The organism is Pleomorphochaeta naphthae (assembly GCF_055396005.1).
In genome coordinates this window covers 2,600,015-2,619,907 of the sequence record NZ_AP042457.1, presented here as the reverse complement: position 1 = coordinate 2,619,907, position 19,893 = coordinate 2,600,015, and the positions used below count along the sequence as shown (strand labels likewise).

Genomic DNA, 19,893 nt, shown 5'->3' with positions numbered 1-19,893 from the left:
TGTAATAAATTATCAAAAACTTAAATATCAAAACGGAGCTTATTATATGGCCGATGAAGTTAAGCAAGAAGAAGAGAAAAATCTTGCAACTGAAGAGAAGAAGAGTGTTAAAGTTGTTGTCAAAAAAAGAGTTAGAAAAACAACAGCAAAACAAAATTCTGCTGACACACAAACTAGTGAAACAACTGATACAGAAGCAGTTTCTATAGAAGACTCTTCTACTGAAACACCAAAAAAAACACGTAAAAGAACTACTAAAAAGAAAGTTGTTCAAAAAGCTGATGAAAATGAACAATTAGAATTAAATCTTGGTGAAGTCTCATCTTCTACAGAAAAAAAAGAAGAAGCAGAAACTGTTGAAGAAGCCCCTAAAAAAAGAAGAACTACTAGAAGAAAAACAAAAGCTAAAGTTGAAACTGATGCTTTAAAAGAAGAACATGATTCTTCTAAAGAAGTTGGAACTTCAGAGAACAACACTCAAGAAGAAAAAACTATTGAAGCAGAAGATAAAACTGAAACTAAGCCTAAAAAAACAACAAGAAGAAGAAAAAAGGCAATTAGTGAAGAGGATTCAAGTTCCACAAATGAAGAAACAGTTGTAGAAGACAAAGCTGATACAGATAATAATAGTGAAGAAAAAGCTGTAGTAGAAACAACTTCAAGTGAAGTAGCTTCTAAAACTGAAGAAAAATCTCAAAAAACTCTTGTTCAAAATAATAACAATAATAACCAGGTTAATACTTCTTCAAATAATAATTCTGCAAACAATTCAAACAGTAATACTTCAAATAATAATCGTAGAAACACAGCTAGAAATAATAACAATAATACTACAAATAATAATCGTAGAAATAATAATAATCGAAATAATAGAAATAAAAATAATAATAAAAAACATTATGAAGAGAGAATTGAAGAAGTTAATCTCGAAGAAAATCCTAATGCAGACAAGTTATTACTTAATGAATATTATGATATGAGTTTTGATCTCTTAAGAAAAAAAGGGATTGAAATTGGGTTAAATCCTGAGAATATATATGATTATAAAAGACAAGAAATACTAACAGAGATCTTAAAGGTTCAATGCCAAAAAAATGTAGCTTTAGTTGTTGAAGGAACATTAGAAGTCCTTCCTGATGGCTATGGTTTTTTAAGAAGTAGTCGAAATAGTTATATTTCAGGCCCAGAAGACATATATGTCTCATCTAATTTAATTAGACATAATGCTTTAAAAACTGGTGATTTAGTATATGGACAGGTTAAAACACCAAGAGATACAGAGAGATTTTATGGATTACATAAAATTTTAAGTGTAAATAATGACGATGTAGTGAAGGCTAAAACTAGACCTTCCTTTGATAGTTTAACACCTCGTTTTCCAGATGAGAGAATGAGATTAGAAAATAGTAGTGAAGATATTTCAACTAGATTAATTGATATGTTCTGTCCAATTGGTAAAGGCCAAAGATCACTAATTGTAGCTCCTCCAAGAACTGGTAAGACTGTATTAATGCAAAAGATAGCAAATGCAATAAGTGAAAATTATCCAGAAATTGAATTAATTGTATTACTTGTTGATGAAAGACCTGAAGAAGTTACTGATATGAAAGATAATGTAAAAGGTGAAGTTATAGCGTCAACTTTCGATGAACAAGCAACAAGACATGTACAAGTAGCTGAAATGGCAATTGAAAAAGCAAAAAGAATGGTTGAAGCAAATAAAGACGTCGTAATTTTACTTGACTCAATTACACGTTTAGCAAGAGCATATAACCAAACAGTTCCAGCTAGTGGAAAGATACTAAGTGGTGGTGTTGATTCCAATGCTTTACATAAACCTAAACGTTTCTTCGGTGCTGCAAGAAACATGGAAGGTGGCGGAAGCTTAACAATTATTGCAACAGCTCTTATAGAAACTGGTTCGAGAATGGACGAAGTTATATTTGAAGAGTTCAAAGGAACTGGTAACAATGAGATTGTTTTAGATCGACGTTTATCCGATCGAAGAATATTTCCTGCTATAAATCTTAAAAAGTCAGGAACTAGAAGAGACGATTTATTGATACCTAGTGATGAAGCACAACGTATTTGGATTATAAGAAATGCAATAAATGATATGGATGAGGTCGATCAGACGACTTTCCTTATTGACAAAATGCGAAAAGCAAAGAATAATGAAGCGTTCTTTAAATCTATTAATACAGCTATTGCGAAATAGAAATGAAATTTGTTTGCTGTCAAGAGGATTCTCGTATCAGCAAATTAAGATATATGTGGAGGCATCTTATGAAAGATAAAATTCATCCTAAATATGAATTAAGAGAAATTCATTGTTCATGTGGTAATGTTTTCAAAACAAAAACAACTGCAAAAAACGTTGAAGTAGAAATTTGTTCTGCTTGTCACCCATTCTATACAGGCACACAAAAGCTTGTTGATACAACAGGCCGTGTAGAGCGCTTTAAGAAAAGATATGGTATTTCAAAGTAATTATCATGGGGCCACTGAGGAAACTCAGTGGTTTTTTGTTTGCTCAGTAAGAATGATATCTTGATTATCTGATATCACTGTTTGACAAGAAACTCTGATACTAGATTTAAACTTTCAAAATTAATTTTTTTGTTGCAATATGCCTTTATATAGCTTAGACTAAAGAAAAAGGGCCATTTATGAATAATATCATTACTAAACATAAAAAGAATTATGATAAAATTGAACCTCAGGTTATAGCTAAAGCTCCAATTGTTTGTACTTTATTTGGTGCCTTTGCGGATGCGTGTCAAGGTTACTCTGTTCTTTGTTGTGGTATAAACTCAGTTATAATTGCAATATCAAAAAGTAATGATAATTTAGTAAAAGTTATAAAAGCTGATGGAAGTGATAGAAAAAGATTTGCAATTAATGCTTTGAGATTCAGGAAAGAGGACAGATGGGCTAACTATGTTAAAGCAGTAATTGCTGTTTTGATAAAAGAAGGTCATTCATTTGTCGGAATGAACATAACATTAGATGGAAACGGTCTAAATAGTGATAATACTTCTTTAAGCACTAGCCTTGCATTAGCGACTTGTTTGGCTTTGGATTCTTTATTTCAATTGAAATTATCCCAACAAGATATTGTTAGGGTAGTTCATCAAGCTAATACTTCATTTAATAATGAGACATGTCGTATTGGCGATTTAATGACATTGTTGAATGGAATAGAAGAACAAGTTGTTTTCTTCGATCACCAACATAGTACATATCAATTTGTTGATTTTCCATTTGGGAAACTTGATTCAAAATATAAAGCAATAATTATAGATAGTAAAATACCATCGCAAGCTATGAGGGAAGAAAACCTTATAGCTCATCAGTTGACTCAAGAAGCCTTAGATAAACTTCATGTATTTTATAAAGATACTCCAAGAAGAGATATTCCTGAAAAAGATATAGCTTCTAGAATAATTCCAATTGAAGAAAAGTATAGAAATATATGTGTTTTTACTTTGAGAGAGTCAAGATTTGCTCAGGAAGCCAAAAACCTGCTTGAACAAAACCAACCTGTACTATATGGTAGGGTTATGAACAGAGCTGAAGTAGACTTAAGAGATAAACTTGAGATAACTTGCCCTGAAGTCGATTGGTTAGTTAAGAGAGCTGGCGAACTTGAAGGCTGCAAAGGTGCACACCTAGTCTTTGATGGAAACAGTGGTTCAATTATGTTACTAATTAGTGATGAAGCTCTCGAACTATATCAAGCTAAGATGGAGGAATATGGACATATTTTTGGCTTTGAACCTACTTGGAAAAAATTTGTTCCAACAGGAAGTGCAAAAGTATTGTTTTTAAAATAATGAATGAGAATATTGCTAACAAATGATGATGGTTATAATAGCAAAGGAATAATTGTATTAGAAGAAGTGTTAAAATCTTATGGTCATAAGATTAGTGTTTGTGCGCCTTCAACACAACGAAGTGCTTCATCTCAAGCTGTTAGTCTAAGAGATTCTATACATATTTATTCATATTCTAAAAATCATTATCATTGTTCTGGAACACCAGCAGATTGTTTATTATATAGCTTTAGAGGGGGATTATTTTCCCCTAACGATTTTGATTTAGTTATTAGTGGTATTAATCATGGCTTGAATGTTTCCAGTGATATTTTATATTCAGGTACAGTTGGAGCTGCAAGAGAAGCTGTGCTTATAGGAATTAAGGCAATGGCAATATCATTAGCCATGCCTCCAAAAGGTCAAAAATTCAATTTTGAAAAAGCCGCAATCTTTTTAGCAGAACACATAGATGTTTTTTATCCGCTTTGCACAAAGAATTCTATGGTGAATATTAATGTTCCCCATGACTGTGAAGGTCCATGGAAAACGGGATGTGTTGGATTTTTGGATTATAATGATAGCGCTGAAGTTACTAAAGGAACTTTAGATGATATTAAAGTTGAAGAAAAATCTCAAAATAAAATAACATTAGGTTTAAAAGGAACAAATAAAGCTCCAAGTTTAGTATCTCATAGTTATCCCTCAATAACAGATTATGAATTGATAAATAATAATCATATAGCTGTATCGATATTAGAAATATTGCCAGCTATATCTTCGCTTCAAGAAAAGTTAGTTGAACTTGAAGGGAGAGCCATATGAAAAATTGGGAATGTCATTGTAAAAAATGTGGCTTATGTTGCCATGAGAAAGTAATATATAATAAAACCTTAGTAATCGATTTAGATTCATATTGTGAACATTTCGATATAAGAACTAAAACATGTAAAATCTATGCGACTAGATTTGTAGATAGTGTTAGATGTAAAAAAGTAACACTTACAAAAGCTATGTTCGCTCCTTATTTGCCTCCAACTTGTGGATATGTTGAGTGGGCAAAATTAAAGCATATTCGATTTTCTTCGATTAGAATGCTAAGACTAATACACAGTAAACAACCTCCTAGTAGTGATGATACAGATAATTTTGTATATCAATGTTTTTAACGTTGGTTCATAAATTCAATTTGATTTTATGAGATAATTTTGTATATTTTAACTAGAGGTAAAAAAAATGGATAACAAATTTGTTTATCTTGATAATAATGCCACAACTCAGGTAGCTCCTGAAGTATGGCAATTAATGAGTGAATCCCAACAGTTGTTTGGAAACGCTTCAAGTATGCATGGCTTTGGAAGAGCAGCTGCTATGGGGATTTCAAAGGCTAGAGGACAAGTTGCATCACTAATTGGTGCAAATAAAGATGAGATATATTTCACAAGCGGTGCGACCGAATCAAATAATATAGTATTTAATATAGGGGCATCTCTAATTGATAAAAATAAGGGTAAAGGTAGAATTGTTACTACAACAATTGAACATCCTGCAATTATAGAGACAGCAAAGTATCTTAGAAGCAAAGGGTATACTATAGATCTTGTTAATGTTGATTCCACTGGTTTATTAGATTTAGAAGATTTAAAAAATAAACTAGATAAAGATGTTGTGCTTGTAAGTGTTATGAGTGCTAATAATGAAACAGGGACTATACAACCTATAAGAGAAGCAGCAGCTTTAGCACATGAAGTAGGTGCCTTATTCCACAGTGATGCAACCCAATCAATTGGAAAAATGGAAATATCAATGGAAGACATAGGTATTGATTATTTAAGTCTTTCTGGACATAAATTTTATGGGCCTAAAGGTATTGGTGTATTAGCAACAAGAAACAAAGCTCCAATATTTAATTTAATGCATGGTGGTCATCAAGAAAAAGGATATCGCCCTGGTACATATAATAACTTTGCAATTATTGGGCTTGGTAAAGCTTGCGACATTGCTAAAAGAGATTTATCTTATGAAAAAGAAAAACTTTGGGAAATGCGAGAAGCTTTAAGAAAAGGAATTTTAGAAAGAATTGATGAAGTAATTGTCAATGGAAATCAAGAACATTGTTTACCAGGCACATTAAATGTATCTTTCCCAGGTGCAGAAGGTGAATCAATATTATTATATTTGGATATGGAAGGTATAGCTGTATCAACAGGCTCAGCTTGTGCTACCGGTAGTTTAGAACCTTCATATGTATTATTAGCAGGTGGACTCGATATAGAAATTGCGCATGGTTCCATAAGATTTAGTCTTGGAAGATATAATTCAATGGAAGATGTAGATTACGTTTTAGAAAAGTTACCACCAATTATTAAAAGAATCAGGGAGATGAGTACACGATGAGTAGTTTTTTAGACCAATGGGTATATACAGATGTAGTAAAAGATCATTTTATGAATCCAAGAAATATTTGGAGAAAAGAAGATGATTTTGAACCAGACGGAGTCGGTGAAGTAGGATCTTTAGCTTGCGGAGATCAAATGAGAATTGGTATTAAAGTTAAAGATAATAAAATAGAAGATATTAGATGGTTAACATATGGTTGTGCCTCAGCAATAGCTAGTACTTCAGTTATGAGTGAGTTAGTTAAAGGAATGAGTTTAGAAGAAGCTTATAAGATAACTCCAAAAATGATTACTGATGCTTTAGGTGGTTTACCTGAGCACAAATTCCATTGTTCCGTCTTGGGAGATAAAGGTTTAAGATCAGCGATTGATGATTATTTAGAAAAAAATAATTTACCAAATCATCTTAAGCATAAAGTTGCAGTAGTTGTATGTGAATGTAATAATGTTACTGATCAAACAATTGAAGAATTAGTTAAAACTGATAAAGCAACTAATCTTGAAGAACTTCAAAAGCTTACAAATTATGGAACAAAATGTGGTAAATGTAAGGATAAAGTCAAAGATTTATTTGAAGAATATCGCCATATTTATGGGAAATAAAAAAAATTGCTAGGGTTTAATTCCCTAGCATTTTTTTTAAATTAAGTTACGTTAAATTCGCTTCCACCAATAAATTCTCTTAACAGAGAATCTTTAGGTACTAGACTTTCAGGTATAGGGTGAACTCTAGATAAGAAGGCTAATAGTCTTCTTGCAATCGCGAAGGCCATTGAAGAAGAAGGTTCAACAGTTTTAAGCAAAGGTTCAACAAAAGGTTTTATTGCTCCTAATTCGTACTCTAGAGCTGAATTTAACATAATATCAGCATTATTTTGATAAGGGAAAATATGTTTGTTTTCACCAGCTTGAACACTCTCCCACATAGTTAAAGTTGTGGTAGCACTGACTCCTCTAGTCATATTATCTCTTGTGATTCTTCTTAAAATTCTATTATCAGTTGTGCTAATCCTATTATGGTCATCAAGATTTAATTGTGTGAGAGCTGAAATATAAATTTTAAAAGTAGTATCTTTATCAACATTAGGGATCAATTTAGGATTTAAACCATGAATACCTTCAATCAATAAAATAGTTTCGTTGTCAAGCTCTGCTGAGTTTCCTAAATATTCTCTTTTATTTTTTTTGAAATTAAAGCTTGGTAATTCAACTTTTTTTCCATTAAAAAGATCATTTATATTTTGTTGGAATAAATCTGTATCAAGGGCCTCGAGGCATTCAAAGTCTAATTTACCGTTTTCATCTAAAGGAATATCTTTTTTTAGTCTATAATAATTATCTAAGGAAATTAGGATAGGATTTTTTCCAAGTAATTTTAACTGTATACCTAACTTATGAGTAAAAGTAGTTTTACCTGAAGAAGAAGGACCTGCAATAAATACAATTCGTGTAGATTGTCTATCGCAGATAGCATCAGATATTTGAGCAATTTTTTTTTGTTGGAGAGTTTCTGCGAGGCGTATGTAATCACTTATATCATTGTTTATGCAATTCATATTTAATTTACCAAGAGATTCAAAATGCAAAACTCTATTCCATTTTTTATATTCTTTAAAAACTTTAAATAATAAAGGATTATCTTTAAACTCTTGAAGTTGTGTAAAATCACTAGATCTAGGATATCTTAATAGCATACCTAGAGAATCATATTTTCTTAAATCCCAAAGACTTAAAATACTTGTGTTATAAACTAGAGGTTCATAGCTTTTGTCCATGTAATCATTAATTTTATATATTGCAATAACTGGCTCATGTTGAAATTTTATTAAATCAACAGTTTGATCAGAGCCACGTTCTTTAAAATAATTTAGACATTTTTCATAAGGAACACAAGTATATGTAATATCAATACCACTTTTTATAATACTATTCATTTCATTTTTTAGTTTTTCAATATCCTCTTGTTTTAAAAAATAAGAGTCTGTGAAATGAAAATAATAACCATCTCCTAGGCTATGCCCAATCATTAGGCGTCTTTTAGGGAAAAGTTTCCAAGAGGCATAACAAAGAAGGTAGCATATACTATGGCGATATACTCTTTTTCCTAAATCTGAGAATAGATATATGGGCGTAATAACAGCATCATAAGTGAGTCTAAATGATAAAGGCAATAGCTCATAATTAACTTGAACTGCAACAATTGGATTTTTTTGATATTCAGTTTCTAATTTTACATTATGATCTAATAAGCAGTCTTTAATTGAGATACCACTAGAGTGTTCAATCGTTTTGTTATTGTATGTTGTTTTAATTTTTGTATTCATATCTTCATTGTACATCTCTTTTTTATGAGTGCAAGTATAATTTATAATAAAGAATAAAGTTAAAAGAAAATTATTTATTTCTAACAATGTTGCGAATATTTCGAAAAAAGGTATAATTAAAATAATAATGAGAAAAACAATTGACAAAGGGTATCCTTACAGAAATCGAGAAATATTAGTTATCGATTTAACAAAAGATGAATATAGCTGTACAAAACTTGATGAAAAAGTTTGTACTAAATACCATGGGGGAAGAGCTTTAGCATACAAGCTCTGGGTAGATTATGTCGATTGGGATACAATTAATAAAGATTGTTTATATGTTGGAGCTCCTATAGTAATAAGTTTAGGAGCTGCTAGTGATTTAGGTTTTGATTTCGCTAAGAGTTCTACACTTTTAACATATTCTTTAGAAAGTAAATCAGTAGTATCATATAACTTTTCTTCTAAGTCTTTTGCCTTAGCCTTAAGTTCTTTAGGTTTTAGCGCCTTAGTAATTAGAGGAAGAGCTAGAAGATTAACAAATATAGAAATATGGAAAAGTGAAATAAAAATAAGTCTTTGTGAGAATTTTCATAATTTAAATACTCGTGATATAGAAATGTTTTTAGAAAAAGCTTCTAGTATTATTTCTATTGGTGCACCTGGAGAAAAGGCTATTGATTATGCTTCAGTTAATATTGATTCGTTAAATGTTGGCAGAAGTGGAGTTGGTGCAATCTTTGGAATGAAAAATCTAAAATGCGTAGCTATCTATAGTAGTAAAGATAAGATAAGATTGCCATATTATGAAAAATTATCAATTGAAGTAAATACATATTTTGAAAAGAGGAAAAAGGTTAATATTTTAGAATATGCTTCTAAATATGGTTGGGCAGCTATTGAATCTTTCAAATATCGCACTGACCCAAGGTTATGGGGCCTTGGTAGTGATTTGACTCCTGATTGTGATTTAGATTGGCTAATAGCTTTGGCTTTAGGGGCTAATATTGGAATATATGATTGGAAGAAAGTTAAAATATTAGAAGAGTGTTGTCTTTCCTTAGGGGTTGATCCTATATCAATTGGAATTTTTTTAAATTGGGTTTTATTTGCTGAAGAAGAGAAAATAATCGATTTAAAGATTGATAAAAATGTTGATATTATAGAAAGGTTAATTATAATAATTGAATATTTAGCAACATCCAAAAGTCATTTTTCAAATTTAAATGAAGGTGTAAATTCATTATCCAAAAAGTTTGGATTTAACAAATTTAATTTTACATCTTTAAATAAAGAATTATTACCTTTAGATTTAAGAGGTTTAAAAGCTTTTTCTCTATCAGTTGCTTTAGATGATGATACTTTTGTTCCTTGGGAAATGTTTGGGGAGCTGAAAAAAAAGAATGTAGTTAAAGCCTTATACACTTCGCAAATATATAGAGAGATTTGTGAAATTTTAGGACTAAGTTGGAAAAATGTTCTTTATTTAGCTTATATAGATGGAAAGTTAAAAAAAACTAAAAATAGATTTATTAACATATTAACTAAAGTTTTTGCTATAGCTGAAGGATATAAAATAAGTGAAGAAGATTTATTTAATCTAGGAAAGAGGAGCTTTTTTGTTAGAAGAAATATTGAGGAAATTAGTAAAAATGAAGTTGTTTATTCAATAAATAATATCCCTATATATTTTTTAACAAATAGGTTTAGTAATTATGGAGAAAATACAGTTTCTGTGGGATCGTTTTTAGATGATTACTTGTCCCTAATTAAAGAAGAAGAGGCTACATTATAATTTTAATTTAAAAATTATTTTATCTTTTCTTAAAGTTCTAATTTCTATTAAGTTTTCATAAATTATTGCATAACTTGAATCATAGTTACCCCGAGGTCTGCTTAAACTCCCTGGATTTAGATTGATTATCCCCATCTCATCAATGAATAATTTTGGTACATGAGTATGCCCAGATAGAAAAAAATCGCCTGATTTTAATTGTATTGAGCTCTGTGAAGCTGTTTTTATAAGGTCTCCATGTGTAATTACAAAAGTTTTATCAAAAAAGTTTTCTACTCTTATTCTAGGTGGGATTATTATGTTCGCTATAGAAAAGTCAAAAGCATTATCACAATTACCTTTTACTAAATAAATATCATTATCTAATGAATTAAAAAGATATGCAAAACTTTGAGAGTAAGGTGTTAAGTCACCACAAATAATTGCGGGGTTTGAGTCAATTTTTTCTATGAATTTTTTAAAGGCATTATAATCTCCATGAACGTCTGAACAAACAAATATTTTAGTCATTTAAATTTATACCCCACTGAAATAGTTATTTAAGATAAGCCTTCTAAATTAAACATTAAGGTGTTATGTAGTTTTATAGATTAAAGCTTTCTCCTTCGTTGAAAAACATTATGATACGAAAGTAAGTTGAGTGTCAATTATATACATTTTTGTGTTTTACTTTGTTTAATTAAAACTTTAAACATATATAATTTAAAAACATGTTGTAACATTTGTAAAATATAATTAATTTGCATTTAATAGATTTGTTTAATATAATTAGAAAATAGAAGTTATATAGTTAGAATAAAAATGAGGAGCCAATAATGACTAGAGAAAAATTGATTTGTGCAGATTCTCACGTACTTTATTATCACGTTTGGGAGCCAAAGGGTAAAGTCAACTCTGTATTACATATTCAACATGGGATGGCTGAACATAGTGCTCGATATGATAACTTTGCTAAATATTTAAATTCTCAAGGAATTAAAGTGTATGCACAAGATCATAGAGGTCATGGATTTACTGGTGAAAAAGAAGTTTTAGGTTTCTTTGCAGAGTTAAATGGCTGGGACAAAGTGGTTAATGATGCGAGTGAACTTTCCAAAAAAATTGTTGATGATAATCCTCAGGTTCCTTTGTTTTTAATGGGACACTCTATGGGCTCTTTTATTGCTAGAGTCTTAATAGCTAAGAATCAGAATCTATATAAAGCAACGATAATAATGGGAACTAGTGATAGCCCTGGGATAAAAGGTAAAATTGGTAAATTTTTAGCAAATTATAGTGTCAAGAAAGATGGTGCTCATTTTCTAAATAAGAAATTAAATGATATGAGTTTTGGTTCCTATAATAATAAATTTGATCCAAAAGGTTCTGCGTTCCAATGGCTAAGTAGAGACACAAAAGAAGTAGAAAAATATGAAAAAGATCCTTGGTGTGGTTTTATTTGTACAAGTTCTTTTTATTCAGATTTAATTACAGGCATTTTTATGGCTAATGATATAAATTTAGCCCGTAAAATTAAAAAAGACCATCCTCTTTTATTAATTAGTGGTACAGATGATCCTGTCGGAAATTTTGGAAAAGGGGTTAAAAAAGTAAAATCTTTTTATGAAAAAGCAGGATTGCGAAATATAGATTTAAAACTTGTTGAAAATGCTAGACATGAATTATTAAATGAATTAGACAAAGAAGAAACTTATGAATTTATAGCTTCATGGCTAAAGGACAAAGTAAAATAAAATGGATAAAAAAAAAGCTACCTCTGACGAAATTAAAAGGAGATTAAAAAGTGGTTCTCAGATATTTAAAGTCACATCAAATCATTTTTTAGTTGATAAAGCTTTTATTGCCTCATCAGGACTTGTTTATACGACATTAACAGCATTAATTCCTGCTTTAACAGTATTTTTTACATTTTTTGGTGCACTAGGAGTTCTAAATCCTTTTAAAAATTTCGTTATTACATCAATTAATGAATTCACAAAAAACAATATAGGGGATCAAATTGTTGATTTATTGACAAATTATACTCAAAATGCGACAAGCTTAGGTATAGTTGGATTAGTATCATTTTTAGTTACTATGATTTTATTAATTAATAGGGTTTGGTCTGTTATTAATGGGATATATAGAACTGCAATGAATCGTAATATTATTAAACGATTTGCCAATTTCATCTCTTTTGCTATTGTTTCAATATTATTAATAGCGGCTTTTATTAATGTACAATCTAGATTAAGTGAAAGGTATGTGGAATTAATGGGATTGAAAACAATAAGTGATACTGCAAAAATATTTAATCAATTTCTACCCTTTTTTATTTTATGGGTGGCTTTTTTCCTATTAATTTTTTTCGTACCAAATACTAAAGTAGAGTTTGCAGCAGCAGCAGTAGGTTCAACAGTTGGCAGTTTAATAGTATTAATCGCTAATACAATATTTTTTAGCTTATCTACCTTTGTTGTAAATTTATCTATAATTTATGGTTCTTTTGCAGTTTTCTTTTTGTTTCTTGTTTGGTTTTATATGCTGTGGGTAATTATTTTATTTTCAGTTGAACTCTCTTATGTATATCAATTTAGACCCGATCTAGAGCAAAATGAAGGATTAGTTCAAGCCCCAGCTAAGTTTATTTCTGAAGGAATAAATATAGTGATGTTAATTGGTGATAATTTTAGACAAGGTAAAGGTTCTACTTCAACAAGAGAAATGAATGAAAGGTTAGCAATTCCAGACAAAAGACTTTATGGATATTTAGATTATTTTGTTAAACTCAATTATTTAATCCCAACTAATAATGGTAGAACTTCTTTTATACCCGCTAGACCTTTATCAGATATAGTTATACAGAAAATTGTTGATGGGTTATATGGTTTAGATAAAATTAGTTATGAAGACAAAGATACAGCTGGAGAGGCTGTTGTTATCCAAATTCATGGACATGGTGTTACTTCTTTAGGTAAACTTAATCTAGAAAATCTATTAGAAAGAATATAAGATATCTTTTTGTAGATTTTAAATTGAGGAGAATAATTATGTATATTGATAGAAATAATTTGGTACCATTGGATGCTTTGACTTGGCATTCTCTACCAAGTGAAGAATATGGTTTAATAAAAGAGGAATGTTATAAAGTAGGGAAATATGAATTAAGAATGTTCAAAGCTCCATTAACTTTAGGAAATGAAAATTTAGTTTATATAGAATATGCTATGATCGCAAAGTTGAATGGTAAGCCTGTTTTAGCGATTAACTTAGAAAAAGATGATTTAAGAGCACTAGCTGATTCGTTTGGTTGTAGTTTGCGACAGATTCAAGAAGATTATAAAACTAAATCTAATTATGGCCCTATTCACTGTGTCTTATATTCTCATGAAGAAAAAGAAGATATGGGAGTTTATACTGGTGAAACTGATATAATGAGTTTAAGACTTTTCTTCATGGATGTTCTTCTAGATACTTTAGATTGTACTGATGAAGTTGTTAAACTTTTTAATTAAAGTTATTAAGTAATGCAATAATATTTACAATAAATGATACCTCTTGATAAATTATTTATCTAAGGGGTTTTATTTTGAATATAGTATTGTTATCTAGAGATGGACATATTAGGACAATGATAAATAAGTGTATTCAAGGAAAGTGTATTATGATTTCTTCAAAAGATAAGTTTATAAATTATCTTTCTGAAAATAGAAGTATAGATTTTATTTTTCTTGATGAATTAATCTTATCTTTTGAATTACTAAACTTAGTAGTTTTCAGTTTACCAAATTCAACCATTATAATATTAATGAAAGGTAAAACTTCTAATTATTGTGAAAGTGGTAGATTCATTTTTTATTCAAAACCAATTGAGAGAAAGACTATTGAATCAATATTTAATAATACTCAAAAGGGATGTAATAATTTCTCAATAGTAAATAATGAAGAATTTCTAATTGGAAATAGTTTAATGATGAGCAATTTACGTAAAGAACTTAAACTGCTCGCAAAAGAAGATTGTCCTATTTTGTTATATGGGAAAAGTGGTACTGGGAAAGAACTTGCTGCAAAGATGCTACATGGAAATAGTAAGTATTATTATAAAGAATCAGTTAATATTAACTGTTCTTTACTTAATTCGGATATTGCTGATTCTATATTATTTGGGCATAGAAAAGGTTCTTTTACAGGAGCGGAAGAAGATACAGTTGGATTAATAGAGAAAGCAAATGAAACAACTCTGTTTTTAGATGAAATAGAAAATATATCAATTGAATCTCAATCAAAGTTGTTGCGTACCATAGAATTAGGTGAGTATAGAAAAATAGGGGATACACAAATATATAAAAGTCAGTTTAGATTGATTTCTGCTTCAAATAAGGATTTGAATAAACTAGTTGAGCAAAAGATTTTCAGAGATGATTTTTATTTTAGAATTTCTTTAATTCAAGTTAGATTACCTTCTTTAAATGAGCATAAAGAAGATATTGAAGAATTAGTTTTAAATTATTATCAAAAGAAAAATGAAAAAAGACCTTTAGAAAAAGGTTTTATCAAAAAATTAGAAGAAGAAGAGTGGCCTGGAAACGTGAGACAACTTTTTAGTGTCCTAGAAAAAAGTAGGATTTACAGCTCTTCTTCTATTATTAGATTAAAAATTTAGTATATTATTCAAAAAGTTTACTCAATGCTACCTTAGCAGAAGTGAAAGCGAGATCAATTCTATCGATATCTTCTTTTTTATTTAAAGTGCTGAGGACAAAGCCTGTGATTTCATTTTCATCTTCAGCAACCAATTTGTTTATAATATTAATATTATTATTTTCTTCGATAGTTGCTAAAAAGAAGATATCACAAGTTATATAATCTATTTCTTTATAACTGTAATTATTAGTAGCACTAGTTAAATATTCTAATTTTGAAGGTATTAAACCAATTTCTTCTTTACATTCTCTTTTAGCAGCTTCTTCTGCACTTTCTCCTGGGTCTACAAAACCTCCAGGAACGGCTAATTTACCTTTTTGTGGATCTTTACCTCTTTTTATAAGGAGTACTTTATTATTATTTTTATTTTTAATAATGATAATTAATCCTACTGCAGCTGCTACATTATTATATAGAGATAAATTACAACTACTACAAACCCATTTTCTATTGTTAACATATTTTAATGTTTTCTTCCCACAATTGGGACAATAAGATAAATCTTTCATTTTTTTATCCTTAATTATTTTCTCTAAATAGTGGCATACTCATACATCTTGGTCCACCACGACCTCGTGATAATTCACTACTTGGTATTTCTAGAGTTTTGATGCCATAATCATGAAGAATTTTATTTGTTACAGTATTTCTATCATATACAATTGCAGTTCCATTTTTTATACATAAAGTGTTAGACCCATCGTTCCATTGCTCTCTAGCGGAAGCAATGTAATCATTTCCCCCACAACTTATTAATTTTATATCATCTCTAGCTAATTCTTTAGAAAGAAGTTCCTTTAGACCTTGTTTAAATTCACTCACCTTTAAATTTTTATTTATTGCTGGCTCTATAATAAATAGTCTAAGAGATTTTAGGATATTTGGATGAATTACGAACTTGTTTTTATCAACTTGTGTAAAAACAGTATCTAAATGCATGTATGCTCTAATACTTGGAATATCTAAAGCAATTATTTTTTCAATCTTACTTGTAGGATTATTAAATAGATTTTTAGCTAGAGTTTCTACTGCTTCAGGTGATGTTCTTTGAGATAATCCTATTAAAAGTAGCTTTTCACTTATATTTAATATATCTCCACCTTCAATATTATGAGGGAGGTTACTTGTATAGTATATTGGAGTATTCAAGAAATCTTTATGATATTTAAAAATATATCGTCCAAAAATTGTTTCTCTTCTTCTTGTTCTTGAATACATATGATTAATAGCAACACCGTTTCCAATAGTAGCAAAAGAATCTCTAGTAAAATAAAGATTTGGAATTGGATCTAGGGCAAAAATTGTTCTAGAATCTACTAATAAGGATGCTAAAGGATTTCTTTCTTTTTTTTCTATTTGATTTGCTTTTATACCACCCATTAGAGTTAAAACTAATTCATGAACATCTTCAAAATCCAAAAGGTAAGAGGTTAATTCTTTTTTATAGGTATGGGCTATCGTGTTAAAACTTTCATCAATAAAGTCGTTGATAAACCTTGTTTTAATTTTTTCATCAATTTCTAATGTTTCAGCCATCAGTTTTGAAAGATAAACTACTTCAACACCATTTTCTCTTAATATTTTAGAGAAAGTATCGTGTTCTTGTTTTGCTACTTTCAAAAAAGGAATGTCGTCAAATAATAGAGATTCTAAGGCTTCAGGAGTTAATTGCTCGAGTTCTAACCCAGGTCTGTGCAATAAAACTTTTTTTAAAGTCCCAGTTTCAGATGTAACATTAATCATAACTTACTCCTACCATATACTCTACATTAAAACAAAGTCTTTTACAATAAAATACTCCTGACTTTTAGAATCAGGAGTAACTAAAGATTACTGTTTGTTAGGTCTCATTTTGGGGATATATTCAAACAGTAAATAGTATATTAAATAAATTCTTTTATCACTAACCAAATATATTTTATAATAACTTTTAATTTTTGTCACCAAAAAAAATAGGCTGAGATTTTACTCAACCTATAATTTTAAAAGAATAGAAAAATTTAAATTGTAACTTCTTCTTCTTTTCCTGTTTTGTCTTTTGGCAAAACAATATTTAGGAAAATTGAGAATACAGCTGCAGGGACAATTCCAGAACCACCAAAAATTAATTGAATAACTTGAGGTAAGTTGTTTAATGTTCCAGATGTGCTTCCAAGCCCATAACCTAAGCCTAGGGAAACTATTAATATAGTTCCATTTCTATGTGTAATTGGTTCTTTTGTAATTAGTTGGATACCACTAATAGCAATTGAAGCAAACATCATTACAGCAGCACCACCCAATACGCTATTTGGCATAATTGAGACAATAGCTGCTAATTTAGGGAAGAAACCACAACATAGAAGGAAGATTGCACCTAAGAAGATAATGAATCTATTTACAATACCGGTCATACCAACAAGTCCAACGTTTTGTGAGAATGAAGTGTTTGGTAATACACCGAAGATTGAAGCAATAGAAGAGCCAACACCGTCACACATGACGCTACCGGAAAGTTCTTTATCTGTAGCTTCACGTTTTAGACCACCTTGAGTTATACCAGATACATCTCCGATAGTTTCAACAGCAGTAACAATAAACATTATTAACATTGGGATTATTGCTCGAATATCAAATACTAGTTTTACAGGCATTAATTTTGGAATAGAGAACCAACCAGCTTCATTAACCTTGTGCCATTGAAGAACCCAAGATTTTGTAACTTCTTGACCATCTACTATGAAAGTGTTAGCAACGGTGAGTGTCATAATAGCAGCAATAATATATCCTACAACAATACCAATTAAAATAGCTGTAGCACTAACAAATCCTGTAAATCGATGTTGGAAATATACTATAACAACTAAAACTATTGTTGCAATAAGTAAGTTTTCAAGAGAACCATAATCTTTTGCACCAGATCCACCAGCAAAGTAATTAATGCCAACTGTGATTAGTGATAGTCCAATAGAAAGTACAACAGTACCGGTTACAATTGGGGGAAAAAATCTTCTTAAAGGTTTTAAGAAAAATCCTAAAACACCTTCGAAAAGGCCACCAATTAGAGAAGCACCTAAGATTGCACCATAAGCTACTACACCACCGCCCATTGAAGCTACTATACTTCTAGAGACTCCAATAAATCCAGAACTAGTACCCATAACAATAGGTAGTTTACCACCAACTGGACCTAACCCAAGAACTTGTATTAAAGTTACAATTCCTGCAATAATCATTGCATTTTGAATAATGGTAATTTGTAGTGGGGATCCTGCTGCTATACCACACATTCCAGCAATAATAATAATTGGAGTGAGGTTTCCGGCAAACATTGCCAGTACATGTTGTAGCCCTAGTGGAAGTGCTTCCTTAACAGGGACTGGTCCGTCTAATTTATAGACGTTTTCGCTAATCTTTTTTTTCATATAAAAAAATCTCCTTAATAATACTGATGTAGTATAAAGGCATTTTTTTTTATATGTAAAGAGAAAAAAATAAAAATTTATTGAAAAAAGTGATATTAAAGTAAGTTTTTTACAAAAGAGAAAGAAAATGTTTACTTTTGTAAAAAATATACCAATTTGGTGGATTTTGTGTAAAAATACAATTTGTTCTATACTTAAATTAAGTACTTTGAAGTTTACCTAAAATTCTTATCCTTTAGACTAGAATATTCATCAATATGATGGTTTTGATACGTTTATAGTCATTTTTATATTTTTATTGATATTCTTTTAATAAATCAAGGAGAACTGATTCGTTTTTTATTCTTCCTTCAGATTTATATACAATTTCATTTTGTTTAAAAATATAAATTCCAGGTATAGAGTATATTTTAAATTGATCAACAAGTTCTCTCTCTAGATCAACATTTACACTTGCAATTACGGCATTTGTTTTATTATCTTTCTCTAAAGTTTCCAATATTTCTTTTTGTATTGTACAAGGGCCACACCATGGGGCCCAAAAATCCACTAAAACAAGGTGTTTTTCATTTTTTATAAAATCGTTAAATGTTTCATTTGTTAATATCTTCATATGCTTAAGGTTATATAAAAAACTGCATCAAAACAGTGACTAAGTCTCATTAGATAATATTGATTAATATAAGTTAGTATAAATATTTTTATATATTTAACTTGGTGATTATTAAAAATGCACTCCTTTTTGATTAATGAATAGGGGCCTATTCATTAATAAGGGGTGCATAAGGTGTTAAATTAAACTAATTTAAACATCTGTTACAGATAAAGTAACTGTAGATTGATATAGACCAGCTGGGGCTGAGTCAAATTCAGTAGAATTAGTTCCATCCCATTGTAGTTTGAAAGATGTACTTAATGAAGTGCCTGTTAGTGGGTTTGCTACAGGAATAGATACAGTCCAAGAACTTGTTGAGGATGATCCAATAATTTCAGGAGTTACTCCACTATTAATATTGCCGTTTAGAAATTCTCCTGCTACAGCTGAAATTTGTAGGTCTTTTGGTGAAGATCCTCTTCATGTTCCAAAGAAAAAGAAATAATTTGTTTCTTCATTTCCAAAAACATTCCAATTTTCGTCAATAGATTTTGTTATAGTTCCATCTACTAAGATAGCATCTTGTTCACTAGTTCCATATTTTAATAGTAAGCCTTGTTGAGAGGCTACAGCTTCTGCTGTAACTGTAAAATAAGTAGTTTCAGCACTTGATGTTGTAGGTAATATAACTACACCATTATCAATTTCATCAGCAAAAATTGCTGTGCTTGCTATTATTAGAATAGCTGCGATTGTAAATAATTTTTTCATATTTTTCTCCTAATACTTTTATTAAATAAGCACTTTAATAATATAATAAAAGTCTAAGGGGCTGTTTAACATATGTCAAGAGTAATCTTTTAAAGATGTTGATTTTTAATTAAATAATTGAATAT

The 19,893-nt window shown here is 29.8% G+C and carries 20 protein-coding genes; 13 read left to right on the top strand and 7 right to left on the bottom strand.

The window, feature by feature from the left end:
* Positions 1-46: 46 nt before the first annotated feature.
* The 7 genes from rho to ACZ5SO_RS11895 all read left to right on the top strand — a co-directional run bounded on the left by rho (position 47) and on the right by ACZ5SO_RS11895 (position 6,817).
* Entirely contained in the window at positions 47-2,218 is a 2,172-nt protein-coding gene (rho, locus tag ACZ5SO_RS11925; RefSeq protein WP_464624878.1) for a transcription termination factor Rho, read from the top strand.
* Positions 2,219-2,286: 68 nt separating this feature from the next.
* On the top strand, positions 2,287-2,490 hold the full coding sequence (gene rpmE, locus ACZ5SO_RS11920) for a 50S ribosomal protein L31 (protein ID WP_464624877.1): 204 nt from the start codon (positions 2,287-2,289) through the stop codon (positions 2,488-2,490).
* Positions 2,491-2,669: 179 nt separating this feature from the next.
* A complete protein-coding gene (locus ACZ5SO_RS11915) occupies positions 2,670-3,836 on the top strand; it encodes a galactokinase (RefSeq protein WP_464624875.1) in 1,167 nt (388 codons plus the stop codon).
* A gap of 3 nt (positions 3,837-3,839) precedes the next feature.
* Positions 3,840-4,640, top strand: a complete 801-nt coding sequence (gene surE, locus ACZ5SO_RS11910; protein ID WP_464624874.1) for a 5'/3'-nucleotidase SurE — start codon at positions 3,840-3,842, stop codon at positions 4,638-4,640.
* Positions 4,637-4,984: a CxxCxxCC domain-containing protein gene (locus ACZ5SO_RS11905; protein WP_464624873.1), complete on the top strand. Its 348-nt coding sequence runs from the start codon at positions 4,637-4,639 to the stop codon at positions 4,982-4,984. The genes surE and ACZ5SO_RS11905 overlap by 4 nt, the downstream gene beginning before the upstream one ends.
* A gap of 67 nt (positions 4,985-5,051) precedes the next feature.
* The gene (locus ACZ5SO_RS11900) at positions 5,052-6,212 is read left to right on the top strand and encodes a cysteine desulfurase family protein (protein ID WP_464624872.1); all 1,161 of its coding nucleotides are present in this window, start codon (positions 5,052-5,054) and stop codon (positions 6,210-6,212) included.
* Positions 6,209-6,817, top strand: a complete 609-nt coding sequence (locus ACZ5SO_RS11895) for an iron-sulfur cluster assembly scaffold protein (protein ID WP_464624871.1) — start codon at positions 6,209-6,211, stop codon at positions 6,815-6,817. Before ACZ5SO_RS11900 ends, ACZ5SO_RS11895 begins: the two co-directional genes overlap by 4 nt.
* Positions 6,818-6,858: 41 nt before the next feature.
* On the opposite strand, the gene ACZ5SO_RS11890 is transcribed toward ACZ5SO_RS11895, so the two are convergent.
* Positions 6,859-8,553 (bottom strand): uridine kinase family protein, encoded by a 1,695-nt coding sequence (locus ACZ5SO_RS11890; protein WP_464624870.1) that lies wholly within the window; start codon positions 8,551-8,553, stop codon positions 6,859-6,861.
* A 112-nt stretch (positions 8,554-8,665) separates the two neighbouring features.
* Between ACZ5SO_RS11890 and ACZ5SO_RS11885 the strand changes: the two genes are divergently transcribed.
* Positions 8,666-10,315: an aldehyde ferredoxin oxidoreductase N-terminal domain-containing protein gene (locus ACZ5SO_RS11885; protein ID WP_464624869.1), complete on the top strand. Its 1,650-nt coding sequence runs from the start codon at positions 8,666-8,668 to the stop codon at positions 10,313-10,315.
* Here the strand turns inward: ACZ5SO_RS11885 and ACZ5SO_RS11880 are convergent.
* Positions 10,310-10,825 (bottom strand): YfcE family phosphodiesterase, encoded by a 516-nt coding sequence (locus ACZ5SO_RS11880; RefSeq protein ID WP_464624868.1) that lies wholly within the window; start codon positions 10,823-10,825, stop codon positions 10,310-10,312. The two genes, ACZ5SO_RS11885 and ACZ5SO_RS11880, sit on opposite strands and share 6 nt — an antisense overlap.
* A 305-nt stretch (positions 10,826-11,130) precedes the next feature.
* On the opposite strand from ACZ5SO_RS11880, the gene ACZ5SO_RS11875 reads away from it, so the two are divergent.
* The 4 genes from ACZ5SO_RS11875 to ACZ5SO_RS11860 all read left to right on the top strand — a co-directional run bounded on the left by ACZ5SO_RS11875 (position 11,131) and on the right by ACZ5SO_RS11860 (position 14,957).
* The gene (locus tag ACZ5SO_RS11875) at positions 11,131-12,048 is read left to right on the top strand and encodes an alpha/beta hydrolase (protein ID WP_464624867.1); all 918 of its coding nucleotides are present in this window, start codon (positions 11,131-11,133) and stop codon (positions 12,046-12,048) included.
* 1 nt (position 12,049) lies between these two features.
* On the top strand, positions 12,050-13,306 hold the full coding sequence (locus ACZ5SO_RS11870; protein ID WP_464624866.1) for a YihY/virulence factor BrkB family protein: 1,257 nt from the start codon (positions 12,050-12,052) through the stop codon (positions 13,304-13,306).
* 38 nt (positions 13,307-13,344) lie between these two features.
* On the top strand, positions 13,345-13,809 hold the full coding sequence (locus ACZ5SO_RS11865; RefSeq protein WP_464624865.1) for a hypothetical protein: 465 nt from the start codon (positions 13,345-13,347) through the stop codon (positions 13,807-13,809).
* A gap of 74 nt (positions 13,810-13,883) precedes the next feature.
* A complete protein-coding gene (locus ACZ5SO_RS11860; RefSeq protein ID WP_464624864.1) occupies positions 13,884-14,957 on the top strand; it encodes a sigma-54-dependent transcriptional regulator in 1,074 nt (357 codons plus the stop codon).
* A 4-nt stretch (positions 14,958-14,961) separates the two neighbouring features.
* Here the strand turns inward: ACZ5SO_RS11860 and ACZ5SO_RS11855 are convergent, their stop codons facing one another.
* From ACZ5SO_RS11855 to ACZ5SO_RS11840, 4 genes are all read right to left on the bottom strand, one after another.
* Positions 14,962-15,507, bottom strand: coding sequence for an NUDIX hydrolase (locus ACZ5SO_RS11855; protein WP_464624863.1), 546 nt, complete (start codon positions 15,505-15,507; stop codon positions 14,962-14,964).
* 10 nt (positions 15,508-15,517) lie between these two features.
* Complete coding sequence (gene arcA / locus ACZ5SO_RS11850; protein ID WP_464624862.1) at positions 15,518-16,741, bottom strand: arginine deiminase; 1,224 nt, start codon at positions 16,739-16,741, stop codon at positions 15,518-15,520.
* Between the two features lie 257 nt (positions 16,742-16,998).
* Positions 16,999-18,402, bottom strand: coding sequence for a uracil-xanthine permease family protein (locus ACZ5SO_RS11845; RefSeq protein ID WP_464624860.1), 1,404 nt, complete (start codon positions 18,400-18,402; stop codon positions 16,999-17,001).
* A gap of 295 nt (positions 18,403-18,697) precedes the next feature.
* Positions 18,698-19,015 (bottom strand): thioredoxin family protein, encoded by a 318-nt coding sequence (locus ACZ5SO_RS11840; protein WP_464624859.1) that lies wholly within the window; start codon positions 19,013-19,015, stop codon positions 18,698-18,700.
* A gap of 286 nt (positions 19,016-19,301) precedes the next feature.
* On the opposite strand from ACZ5SO_RS11840, the gene ACZ5SO_RS11835 reads away from it, so the two are divergent.
* Positions 19,302-19,502: a hypothetical protein gene (locus tag ACZ5SO_RS11835; RefSeq protein WP_464624857.1), complete on the top strand. Its 201-nt coding sequence runs from the start codon at positions 19,302-19,304 to the stop codon at positions 19,500-19,502.
* Here the strand turns inward: ACZ5SO_RS11835 and ACZ5SO_RS11830 are convergent.
* Entirely contained in the window at positions 19,478-19,768 is a 291-nt protein-coding gene (locus tag ACZ5SO_RS11830) for a hypothetical protein (RefSeq protein ID WP_464624856.1), read from the bottom strand. The genes ACZ5SO_RS11835 and ACZ5SO_RS11830 overlap by 25 nt on opposite strands.
* Positions 19,769-19,893: the final 125 nt, after the last annotated feature.

Excerpts from the sequence above, each read along its gene's own strand:
- ACZ5SO_RS11900 (WP_464624872.1), top strand. The coding sequence starts at position 5,052 with ATGGATAACAAATTTGTTTATCTTGATAATAATGCCACAACTCAGGTA.
- ACZ5SO_RS11870 (WP_464624866.1), top strand. The coding sequence starts at position 12,050 with ATGGATAAAAAAAAAGCTACCTCTGACGAAATTAAAAGGAGATTAAAA.
- ACZ5SO_RS11895 (WP_464624871.1), top strand. The coding sequence starts at position 6,209 with ATGAGTAGTTTTTTAGACCAATGGGTATATACAGATGTAGTAAAAGAT.
- ACZ5SO_RS11840 (WP_464624859.1), bottom strand. The coding sequence starts at position 19,015 with ATGAAGATATTAACAAATGAAACATTTAACGATTTTATAAAAAATGAA.
- surE (WP_464624874.1), top strand. The coding sequence starts at position 3,840 with ATGAGAATATTGCTAACAAATGATGATGGTTATAATAGCAAAGGAATA.
- rho (WP_464624878.1), top strand. The coding sequence starts at position 47 with ATGGCCGATGAAGTTAAGCAAGAAGAAGAGAAAAATCTTGCAACTGAA.
- ACZ5SO_RS11885 (WP_464624869.1), top strand. The coding sequence starts at position 8,666 with ATGAGAAAAACAATTGACAAAGGGTATCCTTACAGAAATCGAGAAATA.
- ACZ5SO_RS11875 (WP_464624867.1), top strand. The coding sequence starts at position 11,131 with ATGACTAGAGAAAAATTGATTTGTGCAGATTCTCACGTACTTTATTAT.
- rpmE (WP_464624877.1), top strand. The coding sequence starts at position 2,287 with ATGAAAGATAAAATTCATCCTAAATATGAATTAAGAGAAATTCATTGT.
- ACZ5SO_RS11830 (WP_464624856.1), bottom strand. The coding sequence starts at position 19,768 with ATGAAAAAATTATTTACAATCGCAGCTATTCTAATAATAGCAAGCACA.
- ACZ5SO_RS11845 (WP_464624860.1), bottom strand. The coding sequence starts at position 18,402 with ATGAAAAAAAAGATTAGCGAAAACGTCTATAAATTAGACGGACCAGTC.
- ACZ5SO_RS11855 (WP_464624863.1), bottom strand. The coding sequence starts at position 15,507 with ATGAAAGATTTATCTTATTGTCCCAATTGTGGGAAGAAAACATTAAAA.
- arcA (WP_464624862.1), bottom strand. The coding sequence starts at position 16,741 with ATGATTAATGTTACATCTGAAACTGGGACTTTAAAAAAAGTTTTATTG.
- ACZ5SO_RS11905 (WP_464624873.1), top strand. The coding sequence starts at position 4,637 with ATGAAAAATTGGGAATGTCATTGTAAAAAATGTGGCTTATGTTGCCAT.
- ACZ5SO_RS11880 (WP_464624868.1), bottom strand. The coding sequence starts at position 10,825 with ATGACTAAAATATTTGTTTGTTCAGACGTTCATGGAGATTATAATGCC.
- ACZ5SO_RS11915 (WP_464624875.1), top strand. The coding sequence starts at position 2,670 with ATGAATAATATCATTACTAAACATAAAAAGAATTATGATAAAATTGAA.
- ACZ5SO_RS11865 (WP_464624865.1), top strand. The coding sequence starts at position 13,345 with ATGTATATTGATAGAAATAATTTGGTACCATTGGATGCTTTGACTTGG.
- ACZ5SO_RS11890 (WP_464624870.1), bottom strand. The coding sequence starts at position 8,553 with ATGTACAATGAAGATATGAATACAAAAATTAAAACAACATACAATAAC.